Annotated in this window: 12 protein-coding genes; 5 read left to right on the top strand and 7 right to left on the bottom strand. The window is 48.5% G+C overall.

Annotated features, from left to right (window positions below; translation table 11 throughout):
• Positions 1–137 precede the first annotated feature (137 nt).
• From AC1S5B_RS27895 to AC1S5B_RS27925, 7 genes are all read right to left on the bottom strand, one after another.
• Positions 138–4,850, bottom strand: coding sequence for a CHAT domain-containing protein (locus tag AC1S5B_RS27895; protein WP_482038915.1), 4,713 nt, complete (start codon positions 4,848–4,850; stop codon positions 138–140).
• Positions 4,851–4,901: 51 nt separating this feature from the next.
• The gene (locus AC1S5B_RS27900) at positions 4,902–5,642 is read right to left on the bottom strand and encodes a DUF928 domain-containing protein (RefSeq protein WP_482038916.1); all 741 of its coding nucleotides are present in this window, start codon (positions 5,640–5,642) and stop codon (positions 4,902–4,904) included.
• Positions 5,643–5,858: 216 nt separating this feature from the next.
• Complete coding sequence (locus tag AC1S5B_RS27905; RefSeq protein ID WP_482038917.1) at positions 5,859–6,692, bottom strand: carbohydrate ABC transporter permease; 834 nt, start codon at positions 6,690–6,692, stop codon at positions 5,859–5,861.
• A 156-nt stretch (positions 6,693–6,848) separates the two neighbouring features.
• Positions 6,849–7,730: a DUF2511 domain-containing protein gene (locus tag AC1S5B_RS27910; protein WP_482038918.1), complete on the bottom strand. Its 882-nt coding sequence runs from the start codon at positions 7,728–7,730 to the stop codon at positions 6,849–6,851.
• Between the two features lie 183 nt (positions 7,731–7,913).
• A complete protein-coding gene (locus AC1S5B_RS27915; protein ID WP_482038919.1) occupies positions 7,914–8,171 on the bottom strand; it encodes a hypothetical protein in 258 nt (85 codons plus the stop codon).
• Positions 8,146–8,427, bottom strand: coding sequence for a BrnT family toxin (locus AC1S5B_RS27920; RefSeq protein ID WP_482038920.1), 282 nt, complete (start codon positions 8,425–8,427; stop codon positions 8,146–8,148). Before AC1S5B_RS27920 ends, AC1S5B_RS27915 begins: the two co-directional genes overlap by 26 nt.
• A gap of 168 nt (positions 8,428–8,595) precedes the next feature.
• Entirely contained in the window at positions 8,596–9,567 is a 972-nt protein-coding gene (locus AC1S5B_RS27925) for a LysR substrate-binding domain-containing protein (RefSeq protein ID WP_482038921.1), read from the bottom strand.
• 415 nt (positions 9,568–9,982) lie between these two features.
• Between AC1S5B_RS27925 and AC1S5B_RS27930 the strand changes: the two genes are divergently transcribed.
• The 5 genes from AC1S5B_RS27930 to AC1S5B_RS27950 all read left to right on the top strand — a co-directional run bounded on the left by AC1S5B_RS27930 (position 9,983) and on the right by AC1S5B_RS27950 (position 15,944).
• Positions 9,983–10,384 carry a fasciclin domain-containing protein gene (locus AC1S5B_RS27930; RefSeq protein ID WP_482038922.1) on the top strand — a complete coding sequence of 134 codons (402 nt, stop codon included), beginning with the start codon at positions 9,983–9,985 and terminating at the stop codon, positions 10,382–10,384.
• A 497-nt stretch (positions 10,385–10,881) separates the two neighbouring features.
• Positions 10,882–12,768 carry an NAD(P)H-quinone oxidoreductase subunit F gene (locus tag AC1S5B_RS27935; protein WP_482038923.1) on the top strand — a complete coding sequence of 629 codons (1,887 nt, stop codon included), beginning with the start codon at positions 10,882–10,884 and terminating at the stop codon, positions 12,766–12,768.
• A 36-nt stretch (positions 12,769–12,804) separates the two neighbouring features.
• Positions 12,805–14,373 carry an NADH-quinone oxidoreductase subunit M gene (locus AC1S5B_RS27940; RefSeq protein WP_482038924.1) on the top strand — a complete coding sequence of 523 codons (1,569 nt, stop codon included), beginning with the start codon at positions 12,805–12,807 and terminating at the stop codon, positions 14,371–14,373.
• Positions 14,374–14,454: 81 nt separating this feature from the next.
• Positions 14,455–14,595 (top strand): hypothetical protein, encoded by a 141-nt coding sequence (locus AC1S5B_RS27945; RefSeq protein ID WP_482038925.1) that lies wholly within the window; start codon positions 14,455–14,457, stop codon positions 14,593–14,595.
• Between the two features lie 50 nt (positions 14,596–14,645).
• Positions 14,646–15,944, top strand: a complete 1,299-nt coding sequence (locus AC1S5B_RS27950; protein WP_482038926.1) for a CO2 hydration protein — start codon at positions 14,646–14,648, stop codon at positions 15,942–15,944.
• The last annotated feature ends 26 nt before the right edge of the window (positions 15,945–15,970 follow it).

Below are 15,970 nucleotides of genomic sequence, written 5' to 3' on the forward strand. Positions count from 1 at the left end.
CGAATTACGAGTGGCGAATTACGAGTGGCGAATTACGAATTAAAAACTCAAAATATTTCCTAGGTCAATGCTACGCGAACAAAACTCAAAACTTAAAACTCTATCCTTCGCACTTCGCACTTCGCACTTCGTCATTTTCACCACGGGCTACCAATCATGGTGAAGGGTGCCCAGTAATAGGGATGGCTGAGGACGCGATCGCGGGTGGTGAGGGTGTCTTCCGGCAACAGAATTGGCGTATCTTTTGCGCCTAAAATTTGGTTGCCGTCAATCGATATTTGTCCCTTAATCATGGCAATTTGGGCTTGGCGCAGCGCTTCGGCTTTAATCGGTGCCGATTGCAACTCTCCATAAAATCGGGCAATCAGCGCGGTGGTTGCCACATCATTGACTGCCCACAGGCTTGCAACGGCGGTTTTCACGCCCGCCTGCACCGCCAGTCCGCCAAAGCCCAGTTCGGCATCGCGATCGCCCAGTGCCGTTGAACAAGCACTCAGCACCAGCAGTTCAACAGGCGGGTCATTCCAGCCCAGTTGACGGATCTGATCCATTCGCAGCCGTTCGTTCCATAGCTGAATAAAAGAATTGCCAATGCTGCCCGGTTGAAAGTCTGCGTGAGTCGCCAAATGAATAATTCCGTAGGGCTGCTGCTGTCGAGCCGCTTTTAGAGCGTCGAGGGTAGCAGTTTCGTTCAGATAAGATCTCCCTGACCAAAGCTGATTCACCAGGGTCGAAACTTCTACGGGCACGGCTGGCAGCGGAATTTGTCCTCCCGTACTTTCAGAAATGCCTAGCCCCAACAGCTTTAAGTCTTGAATCTTCCGAAAGCGCGTATCCGTTAGGCTAAGGCTAGGCATTAAGCCAATGCTATATTTTTCTACCAAAAAGCTTTGCCCATCATGCAGGGCGGCAATCGGCAGCGATCGCAGCCCGGTATCCATCAAAAACACCAAATTGGTGATTTCGCGAAGCTGGAGTTGCTCAATCACGGGTGCAACCAACCAGCCATACAACTCTTGACCCATTTCCAAATAGCGCTTAGTCCGAGTTTTACGCGGATCAGAGACTTCCAGCCGAAATGCCTGCGCCAATGCCAGCACTTCGCCACGGGTTGCCGCCGGAATCCGTCGCCGGATCACATCGCCCTTTGCAGTCACCACCAAAATTTCAAGCTGATCGGTAGGGCGATCGCGGCTAACCTCACTGCTTCCATTCCCGCTTAAAATCGCTTCATCCGCCGCCCTCAAAGATTCCGGTACAAAGTTAATGTAAATAAAAGCCGGTTTTGCCCCAGTTTCTCGCTCAATCGTTTGGGCAATTTCCTTTTGCTGATCAATGGATTTCGGTGGCGTTTCAGGTAGCCCTAAATGAACCGAAAACGCATCGGTAAAGCGCTGTTCCGCAGCAATGCTCTCAAGCGAAAATTCGGGTGCAGCAGGATTATCAAATTTGGGATCAAGGACTTGGCAAGTCGTTAACACGCAGATATTGGGAATATCAGTTGAACGAACATTGAGGGCGATCGCCCGTGGCGCAGACACCGAAATCACATCATCCACCGTCACGGAAAACGCATTGCTCAGCAGCCCAGAAAATCCAGGTGGCGGCACAAACTCCAACGTTGCATCTGGTGGAATGACCGTCCCTAGAATGGCATCAACTCCGTTAATTCGGAGGATGGCTCCTGGGGCGATCGCGACGACTCGGATCGTCAAAGGGCTATCCGCATTCAGGTCAGCCGTGACTAACCCTAAAGAGGCAACTGAAAAATTTAATGGTTGATTAATCGTCGTAGCAGGTAAAGGCGCGATCGGATTGAGTGTTGGCGTACTGTTATTGAAAGTAATCTGAATCTTGCCGCTGGGGGTCGTAAAGGGAGCCGGGGAAAATCCAAAAGTTTGCCCCGAAATTAGCGCATCTGCGGCTCCTACATCAAGAGCGTTGAGAGCAAATGCTGTGCCGTTACCACTGGTCGCAGTAATCGCCCCATTCTGCACTGTGAACGGTTGATTCGTCGGTCCGCCATCATGGGTAATGCGAATCGTGCCGCTGAGTGCGCCTCCCCCTCCGCTGGTCACAATGGTATTGCCTAGGGACGTAGCAACCTGCCCCGTTCCTCTCACCTGCCCCATCGCGGAGATAATCACATCGCCTCCCTGCGAACCTGCGAAATCAGCACCCCGGGTGTCAATACTTTGAAAGCTGATATTTCCCCCATTACTGTTGGTGATTAAGGAGACGGTATTGCCCGAAACTGGACCGTCAGATCCCGCTGCTGCTGAGGATTGAATTGCACCCACTGCGATCGATCCGGTAGTACTGGTAACGCGAATAGCTCCCCCTGTTTGAGGCAAACCATAGCCATAGCCATTGGCAATTAACTCACCTGCTGTGATGTTTCCGGTTGCCTGCAATGTAATATTACCTCCACTTCCAAAAGTCCCACCGGATGTGTTGATGCTTCCAAGGGAAAGGCTGTCGGCGGTAAAGGTAATATTTTTTAGCGGGGCAACAATATTTGTTCCATTGGTATTAATCGAGCCGCCCGCTTGAAACGCAATGCTGCCCAAAATAGGAGTAAAAGTAAGCGTTGCGATCGCGGGGTCAAACGTAATACTATTCGTCGCCTGAATGACAAGATTCGCTAAGGGTTGTAGTTCACTTTGAAAAATGGTAGTTGGACCTACATCTGCAAAGAGTAGTTGCCCTGTAAACCCGCTCGTCCCTGCTCCTGCCTGAATAAAAATGTCAGTTGGATCAAGTAACAGCCTTCCGATGTTGCCGTTTGCCGCCGACGTATCCACGGTGCCTCGATACTGCAACTTCTCCTTACCTGATACTTCCACAAAACCGCCGTCGCCGCTTATTGCACCGCCGCGAGCCGTGATAGTACCGCCAAATTGGGTTGTTTTATCTGCCCAGACAATCACTCTGCCGCCGTTGCCCTGCTGCACCGCATCGGCTTTGAGCGTCGAGTCAGGGCTGATGTATGTTTGACTGGCAGTGGGTAGGGTAGTAGCGCCTTGATAGTCGCCGCCAACCCGGATAGTGCCGCCGCCATTGAGTCCGGAGGCATCTAAGTTGGCATTAACCAGACCGACCTTGCTACCCACAACGGTGATAGAGGAGCTAGGGGATAGAGTCGAGGCTTGAGGATTTGCCACAGACACTTGACCGCTGACGATCGCGGTGCCAGCAGTGGTCGGAATGATGACACCATTGGTTAACTGAACGGAGCCATTGGGGTTAATGGTCAGTCCGGTAGCGTTGCTGAGATTGCCGCCTGTAAGAAGTTGGGGCAGGGTTGGCGCGGGGGATGCAGGGAGAGCCGAGGCGGCAAGCGGCTGAAATTCTAGATTGAGTAAACTCCCTGACTGACTGAGGCGTACCAGGTTTTCTCCAGGGACGGCAGCGATCGTAATACTGCCATTGGGGGCGGAGAGACTGCCCGTGTTAACGATGGTGCCGCCTAGGAGGGTAATGCTTTGCCCTTGTCCCACTGCCAGATTGCCAGCGTTGATAATTGACCCTGGCGCGATTGCAGAAAATGCAAAGCGATTGGGATTGCCAGTCAAGTTAACGTAGTCGTTGGCAGCGATCGCATTAAACCAAGCGCCATTGCCAAACCCGATCGCGTTTGCCGTAGTGGCAGTAAACGAACCGGGGACATTCAAGCTGGCATTCGTACCAAAAACAATTCCGGCGGGGTTGAGCAAAAATAGATTCGGAGTGCCGCCGCTGACTTGAATCAGCCCGTTGATCACCGAAGGATTGTTGCCAACTACGCGCCCCAAAATGTTTTGCAGTTGAGGATTGGCAAGAAAGTTGGCGATTTGTCCTGGGTTGAGTCCAAATTGCTCGAAGCTGTGGAATAAGTTGGCGCGATCGCCCGACAAAGAGCCACCCCCAATGTCAAAGCGGTTGCCCGCAGGGGTCACGATCGTATTCGTGCCATCGGCAGCAGGCGCAATTTGAGCCTGAGCCACGGTGCCCATACTTGCCACGATTGGAAACACGGCTAGCAGTGGAATCAGTCGAGCAAACGGTGTTGGGAGAGAAGGCTTACGCCGTAGAATAAAGCGTCCGTTGGGTAGGTCTACCTCAAGTTCATGGGTCTGAGCCATCCCGCGCCGCTGTAATGCCCGGTGAATCACGATTCGGCTATGCAGCACCTGGTCTAAAGCAAACTGCTGAGAAAAACTGCCAGAGTGGATGCGGTAGTAGTAAAGCGGCTCACGGACGCGGCGAATTTGGGTAATTTCAGATAGACGCAGGCAGAGATCGTAATCTTCCACAAAGTTTATGGAACCATCAATACCGCCCACCTGTTCATAGAGCGATCGCCGCAGCAAGCGAAAGTGAAAGGTCATAAACTCAACCAGCAGTCGCTCTTTGGAATAGGGCACATGACAGCGATGCCCCCGTTGGAGGATCTGCCCCTGTTGATCCACATCTACATAGTCGGTATAAACCATGCCAGTGCTGGCATCCGCATCTAGGGCAGCGATCGTTTTCTCTAGGGCAGTGGGTGCCAGCCAATCATCACTATCCACCCAGCCGAGATAGGTGCCAGTGGTGTGAGCAATGGCGGCAGCAAGCGCGGCGACTCGCCCTCGATTTTCAGTTTTAATCACCCGCACTCGGCGATCGCGTTGAGCGTACGCCTGAGCCAGTTCAAACGACCCATCGGTGGAGCCATCATCCCAAATCAATAGCTCAAAATCTTGATAGGTCTGCTGTAAAACGCTGGCAATCGCGGTGCCTAAAAAAGCTGCTCGGTTGTAAGTCGTAATGACAATCGAAACGTGAGGGCGCATACCCGTGCCTAAATATTGTGAATGTTGTAGCATCCTCAGGGACTAGATCGGCATTTAGTTTTGCAAGCTTAATATTCGTCCATCCTATTTTTTGTCGCTAATCGTTGTGCAGGTCAGGCTGAGGGTTTCCTGGGCAACGGCTTCTAACCGCACCGATTTTAGCAAGGTGTTCCAACTGGTAAGCAACGCCAGATCCTTGGGGCTGGTGCAGCGTTCTTGTGCCAAAGTCGCGATCGCATCTTGCCAAATACCAGAAGACGCATAGATTGAAGCGCGATCGCGGACATTGGTCGCCTTTTGCAACGCACTGGTCAGCCCACTACTAATCTCAATTCGCTGGACAATACCCTCCACAAATGGATTTCTGGCTGGCTGTCCGGCATCGCAGATCAATGTAAATTGCCAGCGATAGTCTCTTCCTAATTCCATGTCATTGGTCACCGACTGGGATAATAGATGACTCAATACCCCGGAGCCACCCTTCAAAGGAATCAGAGCGCTATAGATATCTTGATCGCTATCATCTGTGATTCGCAGTTCTCCCATCCCAGCTTTCGTTTTGGGAATATACCAAAATAGCGTCGGAGTTTGAGACGTGGTGGTGCTAAAACTATCCGTTGGAGATAAAGCGGTCAGTGGCATTTTACTAGAAACACAGTCATTGGGGCTACGGGTTCCTGCCCCGTCTCGTCGTCCTGGGATGCCGCGCCTAGGAGGCGTATATTGTTGGGCTAGGGCAACGAGGGGCGAAATTGCGATCGCTATTCCTATCGCTAGGGCGATCGATGCCGTGATGGATTTTTTACCAAAAAAAGGGCGAATCATACAGAATAGTCCTTCAAATATTCAGATAGGCATGAAAAGCTACTTAGCTAGACACCTACCCGTCATAAAATAGGCGGTCTATCTCCAGCCCATAGTCCCGTAATATCTCTTTCCAGGTTCGGAATCGGATCGGTTTTCGTCAGGGTGCCATCTCAATCAAACAGCAGCGCAGTCAGCATTAAAGAATCCTTCTTTGTTTCACTTAGTCTAGCAAGATTACCCCTTCACTCCACTGGCGGCTTCGGTCGGCACAATATAGCGCTGCATCAGCAAAAAGAATAGGATAATCGGCGCAATGGAAATCACAGACCCGGCGGCAATTAAGCGCCAATCCAGAGAGAACGTGCCAGCTAGAGAAGCAACGCCCAGAGGCAGCGTGTAATATTCTGGGCGATCGAGGACAATCAGGGGCCACAGAAAATCGCTCCAAGAGCCAATAAAAACAAAAATTGCCAGAGTGACTAAAGCGGGACGAATGGACGGCAGCATCACATACCACCAGATGCCAAGCTCAGTGCAGCCATCAATCCGCGCGGCTTCTTCGAGTTCTTTGGGCACCCCTTGAAACGCTTGTCGCAATAGGAAAATGCCAAAAGCAGACGCGATCGCTGGAAAAATAATTCCTAAATAAGTATTCCGTAAGCCCAACTGCACCGCCAGCACATACAGCGGAATCATCACAATCTGAAACGGGATCATAATCGTTGCCACGATCGCCGCAAAAATCGCCTCCCGCCCCCGAAACTGGAGCCGCGCTAAAGGATACGCTGCCAGAGAGCAAAACAGTAAATTCAGGGCTACCGTTAGCACGGAAACAATCACACTATTGGTGATATAGCGCCCAAACGGATGGGACTTCCAAACCGTGGCAAAGTTTTGAAACGTCGGCTGACTAGGAATCAAACGCGGCGGAAACTGAAAAATATCCTCCGTCGGCGACTTCAGCGAGGTGCTGACCAGCCACACCAGCGGAATCAGCATCGCGATCGCGATCGTCCCTAATAGGACATACATTCCAATTGTTTTCCAGCGGTGCGATCGATGATGCATTGATAAAGTTATTAAGTCGAGAACAGAAACTTTGCAGCTAGATGGAACTAATTGGCTCACCAATAAAAAATTGACATGCGATTTCGCCGACTACGTAGCACATAAGCAATTAGCGTAATGCTTCGCAGTTGCTTGTACCATACTCCATCCCTAGCCCTACTTACAAAGTTCCAGACCTTTACTAATCAAGGGACTAATATTAATTCTAGTACCAGGAATTTCAGGATTATCTTTCCAAATAGGTTGAATATCAGCATAACCTCTACTGGTTGCTGTGCCATTCACAGCGTATTGTGCTCCGTCGGGGGCGATGAACACGATGGTACTGGGAGCTTTACAGATCAATTCACCCTTATCTATAGTCAGCATCCATTCGCCCGGAAAGTCTGCACTGCTTACAGTACGACGGTTAGACTGCTTGCTGCTAGAAGATGAACTAACCATGTAAAGTCCACCAATAATAAGAAAAATCAAAACACCAATCGCTGGTTCAACCAAGGGATGAAGGGTTATGGTTGACATGGCTTGGATCTTCTCAAAAAGGTTTTTATCTGTCCCATCGAGTTCTTTGTTCCTAGCTTCACCATCCGAACTAGAACTTGCTGGAGATGCAGATCGCGCCTCATTAATCTGCTCAGTTTGTTTGCCGCCTAGCTTATTAGCAGAGGTTTCAGACAATTCTGACAAATCAAATTCTTGACTCCAAGCTGGACGTGCTACGCCTGCTTGCCTTCCATAAACTTTCAATTTTTGGACTGATGCTACTCCTAAACCTTTTACGCCTCTATGAATGAATGGAGCGAGAGTTTGTTTGTCTGGTATTTGAGCAGCTTCTAGCATTATCTGCAAGCAACCATCTTTAAAAGCGGTCTTTGCTGTAATGCCTTTAGATATTAAGGATCGATTAATCAGGAAAGCAATTGCTTGTTCATTACCCTGTTTAGCAAGTTCTAAAGGTTTTGGTTGAGGAGTGGTCATCTTGAAGATCTTTATGCTGGTATAAACTAAATTGCCCTGATGCTTTGCGCGGCTATCCATGCATACTTCTAGCGAAGGAGCTATTTAGTAGACCTACTTGCATATTTCTTACTTCGTGACTTAAACCCGAAAACTTTTAGGATTTAGTTACTAAATTTAATAAAGTGCTTTTAACTTTGTCGCCGCGATCGCCAACCTCCATGCAATTCGCCTTGTGCGGGGAATGTTCAGGATGGACTAGAGTTAACCAGCTTTTGAGATTCGGCTCACTTGCAGATCACGAATTTTTTCGGCACAAACCATTTTGATCCAGTCTTGTTGGTCAATTTTTTGCAGTTGGCACTCTGCCTCAATGCTTCGCAGCAACTCTAATGGCAAAGTGATTTTAATTTGCTGTTTTGCTTGAAAGTGACCTGTGAAATGCTCAGAGACATCGGCTCCTAATTGAGCCTGCTGAGCAATTTCTTCAATGTCTTTAATCTCTGTAGATTTGCTGTTCATAGTTTCTGCGCTCCTGTTTCGTTGATCTCCAAGCTGTGACAACCCAAATATATTCACCCACATCATCTGCTCGATATTCAACAATGAATGTGGTCAATTTCCCATCTGCAAAACCGACGATTCGATATTGTTCTGGAATCTCAGAGCGCTGGTCTTCAAGGTAGGGAGTGTAGAGCAAATCGTTCAATTGATCAAAGTCAATATCACGGTCTGCTAAAACTCGCTGTTGTTTTGCTTCATCCCACCGAACACGCATGGATACTGAATACGCCTAGGCTATGGACGTAAGAAACTCTATGGAACTTGTTTCTAACTTATTTATGCTATCGTCTCTTCCTTAAACTTAAAACATATCCATAATCTCTATTGCGTGGTTGTTACTGTCAAGTTTCATAAAAACTTTTCCAGAAATTGGGTGGTGATCTCAGTGTTCAGAAGCCCCATCATGTCCATCGGTCTTGTGTCCCTGGCTAAAAACGCCTTGAAAAGCGGTTTGTTCGGCAATAGTTTTGCCTTCGTTCAGTAAATAATCAAAAAAAGTTTGGGCAATCAGCGATAACTGCTTGCCAGCCGGATAAATCACATACCAATACCGCTGAATCGGAAAGTCTTCCACATCCAAAATGGTGAGTTGGCTATTAAGACCTTCCAAGGCAAGCGTGTGGAGCGAAAGCACGGAAATGCCCAGCCCCCCCGCGATCGCTTGCTTAATCGCTTCGTTGCTGCCCAAATCTAGCTTCACTTTCAAGGGCAACCCACTCTCATCAAACACTTTTTGAATGGATTTGCGCGTTCCAGAGCCGGGTTCTCGCATGATAAATGTTTCCTCCGCTAGACGTTTCAGCGGAATGTTTGATGCACTAGCTAAAGGATGGTTGCGCCACGCCAGCACCACCAAAGGATTCTCTAAAAACGGCTGAATTGTGACATCTAAATCTTCGGGTGGCTGACTGAGAATATATAAATCGTGGCGATTATTTATCAAGCTATCGATCACATATTCGTGGTTCGTCACCATCAGCGAAACATCTATCCCTGGATAGCGTTGACAAAACGGTCCCAACAATCGAGGAATCACATATTTTGCAGTGGTTACCACCGCCAGTTTTAGCGCCCCTTGCTTGAGTCCTTTTATGTCGGCGATCGCCGTCTCAAACTGGGACAAGCGCTCAAAAATCTCTTGACAAGTCGTATAGAGTTCTTTGCCTGCATCCGTCAGATACAGCCGTTTACCCACTTGCTCAAATAAGGGCAGTCCCACTGCTTTAGAGAGTTGCTTCACTTGCATTGAGACAGTCGGCTGAGTTAAAAATAGTTCCTCGGCAGCGCGCGTAAAACTATTATGACGAGCGACGGCTTCAAAAACTTTGAGCTGATGGAGGGTGGCTTGCCTCAAGAGATAATCTCCCAAACGATGTAAGAATCATAGATTAGATTCGATTATTTTAATCGGAAACAATGATTTTTGTTTATGGACTGAAACGTTATTATAGTTTTCAAGAGTCTATGCTCCCTTCCAAAACAGCGTTGCACAGATAGACATTTAGCAAAATTTCTGACAAGCCAAGTTTTTCTGAAAAAACCAAATAATGCTAACGTCTGATACGTGCAACGCTTATTTAAATTTTCTGGATCTATTCCAATAAAATTTAATATGTGACTTTTTAGCAAGGTTAAGTGGTTAACTTATTCTTGATAAGAGATTGTATTCTGTCGCGATCGCACAAAGCTGCCGCTTGATCTAAGCGATACGAATAAGCTAATCCAAGCCTCCTTTTTTCCTGTCACCTGTTCCCTATCCCCTGTTTTCTATGCCAGATATTGTTGATATTGCAGTAGGTGCCGGATCATTTACTACACTTGTAGCCGCTGTTCAAGCCGCAGGGTTAGTAGAAACACTCAAAAGCCCAGGACCGTTCACAGTGTTTGCTCCTAACGACGCTGCCTTTGCCAAACTTCCACCTGGAACCATTCAAACATTAGTTCAAAATATCCCTCAGCTTGCCCGTATTCTGACGTTTCATGTTGTTTCAGGAAAACTAACAAAAGCTGACCTAGCTCAATTAGGAACCGTCACTTCAGTGGAAGGATCGACTATTCCGATTGACTGCTCAGATGCTTTTGAAGTGAAGAATGCAACTGTTTTAGCAGCAGATATAGAAGCCGATAATGGCATCATTCATGTAATTGATACCGTGATGTTAATGGGATAGTTTGCCTGCCTCAACCCGTGGGATAATTATGTTCCACTAGCAGAAAAACTCAGGTCGAAAAGAAAATTTCATCAATCAAATAACGGGTTGGAATCAGATTGTGATTTCTTCTGAGATCGGCAAAAAAGCTTTTTTCCTACTCTGTTTTCTGTGTTAAACAAGCTTCAAGATGCCTTAGCTAGAGCAAGTAAAATTAGCATAGAGCCTAATTTATAGTTTGTTGGCATCTTTTCAATGGACGACATGAGTAGATAAAATTCATACCAATCATCATAGATTTTGATATTTGCTTGAATGACGCTGTAGTCGCAACCCAGAGCTAAATGTCTCTATTTTTATCGACTAAGCATATTCACCTTTGGACATTGATTATGCTAAATAGTAATGAAGTTGAAGATTGAGAAAACTAAATACCCTGCCTGGTTGTGGTGCTAGGTCTTTTTTCTGAGCCGCTAGTTTTTCATAATTAAAATTTTGATTCTAATAAAGGTGGTTGAATGGCTCCTCTGCTCGTTCAAAATATCTGGCTAGTGCCTGTTTACTCACTCATTGGGGCAGCACTGTCGGTGGTCTGGTTTCCTTCCATTACCCGACGTACTGGTCCTCGCCCTGCTGGTTACATTAATGCAGGGATGACCTTATTTTCGTTTATTCATGCGCTTTTGGCATTGCCACTAACCTGGAATCAGCCTGCCTATGACGTGTCTTTTGAATGGCTAAATGTGGCTGGGCTAGATTTGACCCTGCCAGTGCAGGTTTCATCGCTCACCGTTGGCGCGATCGCCCTTGTGTCGGGGCTGAATTTGCTGGCGCAGATCTTTGCGATCGGCTACATGGAAATGGATTGGGGCTGGGCGCGCTTTTATTCGTTGTTAGCGCTATTTGAAGCGGGGATGACGGCGCTTGTTTTATGCAACTCTCTGTTTTTCAGCTACATGATCATGGAAGTATTAACTCTGGGCACCTATCTTTTGTTGGGTTTCTGGTTTAACCAATCCCTAGTGGTCACCGGCGCACGCGATGCGTTCCTCACCAAACGGATCGGGGACTTGTTTCTGCTGATGTCGGTGCTGGCGATTTATCCCTTGACAGGCACCTGGGATTTTTCTGAGATGGCGGTGTGGGCAGCTACCGCGCAGGTTGATCCGACGGTGATCACCTTAATTGGATTAGGGCTAATTGCAGGTCCCATGGGGAAATGCGCTCAGTTTCCGCTGCACCTATGGCTAGATGAGGCAATGGAAGGTCCGATTCCTTCAACAATCCTGCGGAACTCGGTGGTGGTTGCCACTGGAGCCTGGGTTTTGGTGAAGCTGGAGCCGATCCTGGCGCTGTCGCCCTTTGTCCTTTCTACGACCATTTTTATTGGGGCAGTCACAGCAGTCGGGGGTTCTTTGATCGCACTGGCGCAAATTGATGTCAAGCGAACCCTATCCTATCTGGTCAGCGCCTATATGGGGATTGTGTTTATCGCAGTAGGAACGGGACAAACCCAAGCCGCTTTAATGCTCGTGTTTACCCATGCAATCTCTATGGCGCTGCTGATTATGAGCATTGGCGGCATTATTTGGAACAGCATTACCCAGAATGTGACCCAGTTGGGGGGGCTGTGGTCTCGTCGCCCCATGTCTGGGCTGGCATTTATTGTCGGAGCAGTTGGGCTGGTGGCATTTCCGCCATTTGGCAGCTTTTGGGCGCTGTTGGAGTTGGTTGATGGGCTGCGAGAAACTCACCCTTGGTTGGTTGGTGTGCTGCTGCTGGTGAATGTTTTGACGGCGTTTGGGTTAACACGGGTGTTTTGCTTGCTGTTTGGTGGAGAAGCGAAACCCATGGCACAGCGATCGCCTGAAGTCCATTGGCCCATGATGCTTCCCATGATGGTTCTGCTAGGTTTCACGTTGCATGTGCCCTTGGTGTTACAAGCCTGTGACCTGTTGCCAACCTGGGTCGCAGTCGATGTGCCCATGGCGCTGCTGTTGCTTGGGTCTAGCATTGTGGGCGGCAGCCTCAGCGCCGTGGTCTACCTAGGTAATGCTGTTCCTAAGCCTGTGCGTTTTCCAGTGCAATCTCTGCAAAATCTTGTGGCTTACGACTTTTACACCCCCACGTTATACCGGTCTAGCTTTGTGTTTGGAGTCGATCTGATTTCTCGGATAACCGCCTGGATCGATAAATATTTAGTGGACGGGGTGGTGAATTTGTTTGGCTCCGTCACTATTCTGGGTGGACAAAATCTGAAATACAGCACCTCTGGACAGTCGCAGTTTTACGCACTCACTATTTTATTCGGAGTGGTGTTGTTCGGATTCTTCCTGTGCTTTCCGTTCTTAACCAATATGGCATTGGTATTTGCGGCAAATTTCATGCATCAAACCGTTGGTTAGCATCCCTCTAGATCTTTATTACTGCTGTTTAAATCTATGCTGAGTACCTTAATTTGGTTGCCTTTGCTCGGTGCTGCTGTGATGGGTTTCTTGCCGGGAACGATCGCGACCAGTCAATTTCGTTTAGGGGCGATCGCGATCGCCAGCGTGCTTTTTGTCTGGACGGCAGCACTGTTTACCCAGTTCGATATTTCCACCGCCGCCATGCAGATGCAGGAATATCTGTCTTGGATTCCCACCTTGGGCATTAACTATTCCTTATCGGTCGATGGCTTATCGCTTCCCTTGGTGATGTTAAGTAACTTACTCACCTTGGGTGTAATCTACAGCGCCGAGTCTTTAGTTGCCCAAGGGCAGGTGATGCAGCGTCCTCGCCTGTTCTATTCCCTAGTCTTTTTAATTAATGCAGGCATGGCAGGAGCCTTGATGGCACAAAACCTGCTGATGTTCTTTTTGTTTTACGAGTTGGAGCTAATTCCGTTTTATCTGTTGATCGTGATTTGGGGTGGAGCCAAACGCGAGTATGCCGGAATGAAGTTTTTGATTTATACGGCAACCTCTGGCATTCTCATTCTGGCGGCATTCTTGGCGACGGTTTGGCTGTCTGGGTCGGGCAGTTTTGACTACAATGCCATTTCCACGGCTGATTTACCCCAGCGAACCCAGTTGATTTTGCTGACTCTGTTGCTGATTGGCTTTGGCATTAAAATTCCCCTGATTCCGCTGCATACTTGGTTGCCCGATGCCTATGTGGAAGCGTCAACTCCCACCGCGATTTTGCTCGGCGGCGTGTTGGCGAAGCTGGGCACCTATGGTTTAGTCCGGTTTGGCATTGGCTTATTTCCTGAAACTTGGTCATTAGTCACCCCTGCATTATCTTGGCTGGCGGCAATTTGTGTGATCTATGGGGCATTGGCAGCGATCGCCCAAAAGGATATTAAACGCATGGTTGCCTATAGCTCCATCGGGCACATGGGCTATGTGATGCTGGGAATGGCGGCTTTCACGCCCTTGGGAATGGTCGGTGCCGTCTCCCAAATGGTCAGTCATGGGTTGATTTTGGCGCTGCTGTTTTACATTGTGGGTGTGATTGAAGTGAAAGTGGGCACCCGTGATCTCGATGTGTTGAATGGGCTGCTCAACCCAATTCGAGGATTACCGCTCACCAGTTCTCTGTTGGTATTAGCAGGTATGGCAAGCGCCGGAATTCCAGGAATGGTCGGGTTTGTTGCAGAGTTCCTCGTGTTTCAAGGCAGCTTTACAACTTTTCCGCTACCCACCCTGTTGTGCGTGGCTGGAACCGGACTGACCGCCGTTTATTTTGTCATTTTGCTAAACCGGACTTGTTTCGGTCGATTAGACAACAAAACAGCTTACTATCCCCGTGTTACCTGGAAAGAGCAGACTCCCGCTTTGATTTTGACTGGGTTAATTGTTTTCCTAGGGGTGCAGCCTGCTTGGTTAGTGCGGTGGAGCGAAACCACCACGACAGCATTAGCAGCAGCGGCTCCCATCAATCGCTCGATCGCGATCAATCAACCTGGGATTTCGCAAAGCGTCTCCTTAACGGCGATCGCCCAACCTGTAGACCAGGCTGCTCGTTGATGAACTTCGGAACTTGGGTAAGCGTCTAATCTTGGTGTCTAATCTTGGTGTCAGAACTTGTCGTTTACCTAACTTGCAGAAGTGGGCAGAAGTCTCCATTTCTGGCTGTCTTACTCGTTTCTGGCATTTGTTTTACTCCATAGCTTGGATCAACGGAAGTTCCTAAGGGCAACATTGCGGCGATCGCTGCAAGCCTTCCAAAAACGGTTCATTGCTTCCTAAAAAGTTTTATCAAATTCATCAAACCCCTATCCCTCATTGGCTTAAGCGCTATGAATATGTCCGCCCCAACCACCAAAATTCCCCCTTCCAACCATCCCCACGCTGACATCATCTATCGGCTGGAAGCAGGGGGAGCCATGCTGCCCGATACTCCAGAAAACTTGATGCAAATCATCGGGATTTACAAAGCCTATGCTGTGCCAATGGATTTTTACTGGCGCGACCTTTTATATATTGGCGAACAGGTATTTCTGAATCCGTTGCCATTTTTCAAGTACTTTATTTCCGATGAATACCTGCAACGTCACAACCACTACGCAGGCGACGATGCTGACCTGCGGTTTTGGCGGGGACCCGCAACGGTTCACCCAGAACTAGAAGAATTCATGCAGAAGGGTGAAACGAAAAATATGCCGCGCCTGCTGCATCATCTTTGGCACGATCGCATCAACATGGAATTTGCCGAAGCCTGTATGCAAGCGATGTTGTGGCACCGCAATATGTATTCGCCTGTCAATCAATTTGATCCCTATTTGGACAGTGATGAATATAAAGCCAACGCCGATCGCGCAATTCGGGCTTACTTCAAAGGCAATCCGGCAATGTTGGGCTTATACAAACTCTTCCCAGATATGTTTTTGGAGCAGTGCCGTCAGTCTTCCTACTATGCCAATTTGGGTTTGTTCTGGGAAGTGATGGCTCCCGTTTTTTTTGAAATGTCAGACCTGTACGATGAGGGCAAAATTGCCAGCGTGCCGGATGCGATGAACTTTTTGGTGAACGGAATCTTTGCGATTGCCGGTCGCCCCATTTATCACCATGTCTATATTAAAGGCGAGTGCTACGAAATTATTCCCAAGTCAAAAGGCTTCACTTGGCTCTATGAAGCGGCACTTCCTTATGTAGAAGCAGTGTTTTATCGGACTGCGCCCTTCCGAGGCACCAAATCTTACAACGCCCAAGCAGGGCAAGTTCCCGACGACCAACAGGATTTTCACTACGGCGTACTCTATGCCGATAAGTTTCCGGTAGGCACCGCAGGCATTCCTCCCACGCTCTTAGCCCAAGATATGCTGCACTTTCTGCCGCCCTACTTGGTGGAATACTACCAAAAGCATTGCCGGGGTGAAGATGACATGCTGGTTCAGTTGGGGGTCACCTTTCAGCGCTCGATGTATTGCGTGACATCCGCCGTCATTCAAGCGTTGCGTGCAGCCTTACTGTATCCACTGGACGATCCCAACCCCAAGCATTTGATGGCAAACCGCAAATTCTTTGAGGCGCAAATGGATCGATTTGTTCGCCCAGAAGCACGCCTAAACGATATTCAAACGTCAGATTATCGCTAAGGCGAAGCCTGCATAAATCTGAAGCC

The sequence above is a fragment of the Leptolyngbya sp. CALU 1928 genome, from assembly GCF_056784215.1.

Excerpts from the sequence above, each read along its gene's own strand:
- AC1S5B_RS27915 (WP_482038919.1), bottom strand. The coding sequence starts at position 8,171 with ATGAACAGCAAATCTACAGAGATTAAAGACATTGAAGAAATTGCTCAG.
- AC1S5B_RS27910 (WP_482038918.1), bottom strand. The coding sequence starts at position 7,730 with ATGGATAGCCGCGCAAAGCATCAGGGCAATTTAGTTTATACCAGCATA.
- AC1S5B_RS27950 (WP_482038926.1), top strand. The coding sequence starts at position 14,646 with ATGAATATGTCCGCCCCAACCACCAAAATTCCCCCTTCCAACCATCCC.
- AC1S5B_RS27895 (WP_482038915.1), bottom strand. The coding sequence starts at position 4,850 with ATGCTACAACATTCACAATATTTAGGCACGGGTATGCGCCCTCACGTT.
- AC1S5B_RS27935 (WP_482038923.1), top strand. The coding sequence starts at position 10,882 with ATGGCTCCTCTGCTCGTTCAAAATATCTGGCTAGTGCCTGTTTACTCA.
- AC1S5B_RS27940 (WP_482038924.1), top strand. The coding sequence starts at position 12,805 with ATGCTGAGTACCTTAATTTGGTTGCCTTTGCTCGGTGCTGCTGTGATG.
- AC1S5B_RS27930 (WP_482038922.1), top strand. The coding sequence starts at position 9,983 with ATGCCAGATATTGTTGATATTGCAGTAGGTGCCGGATCATTTACTACA.
- AC1S5B_RS27905 (WP_482038917.1), bottom strand. The coding sequence starts at position 6,692 with ATGCATCATCGATCGCACCGCTGGAAAACAATTGGAATGTATGTCCTA.
- AC1S5B_RS27900 (WP_482038916.1), bottom strand. The coding sequence starts at position 5,642 with ATGATTCGCCCTTTTTTTGGTAAAAAATCCATCACGGCATCGATCGCC.
- AC1S5B_RS27920 (WP_482038920.1), bottom strand. The coding sequence starts at position 8,427 with ATGCGTGTTCGGTGGGATGAAGCAAAACAACAGCGAGTTTTAGCAGAC.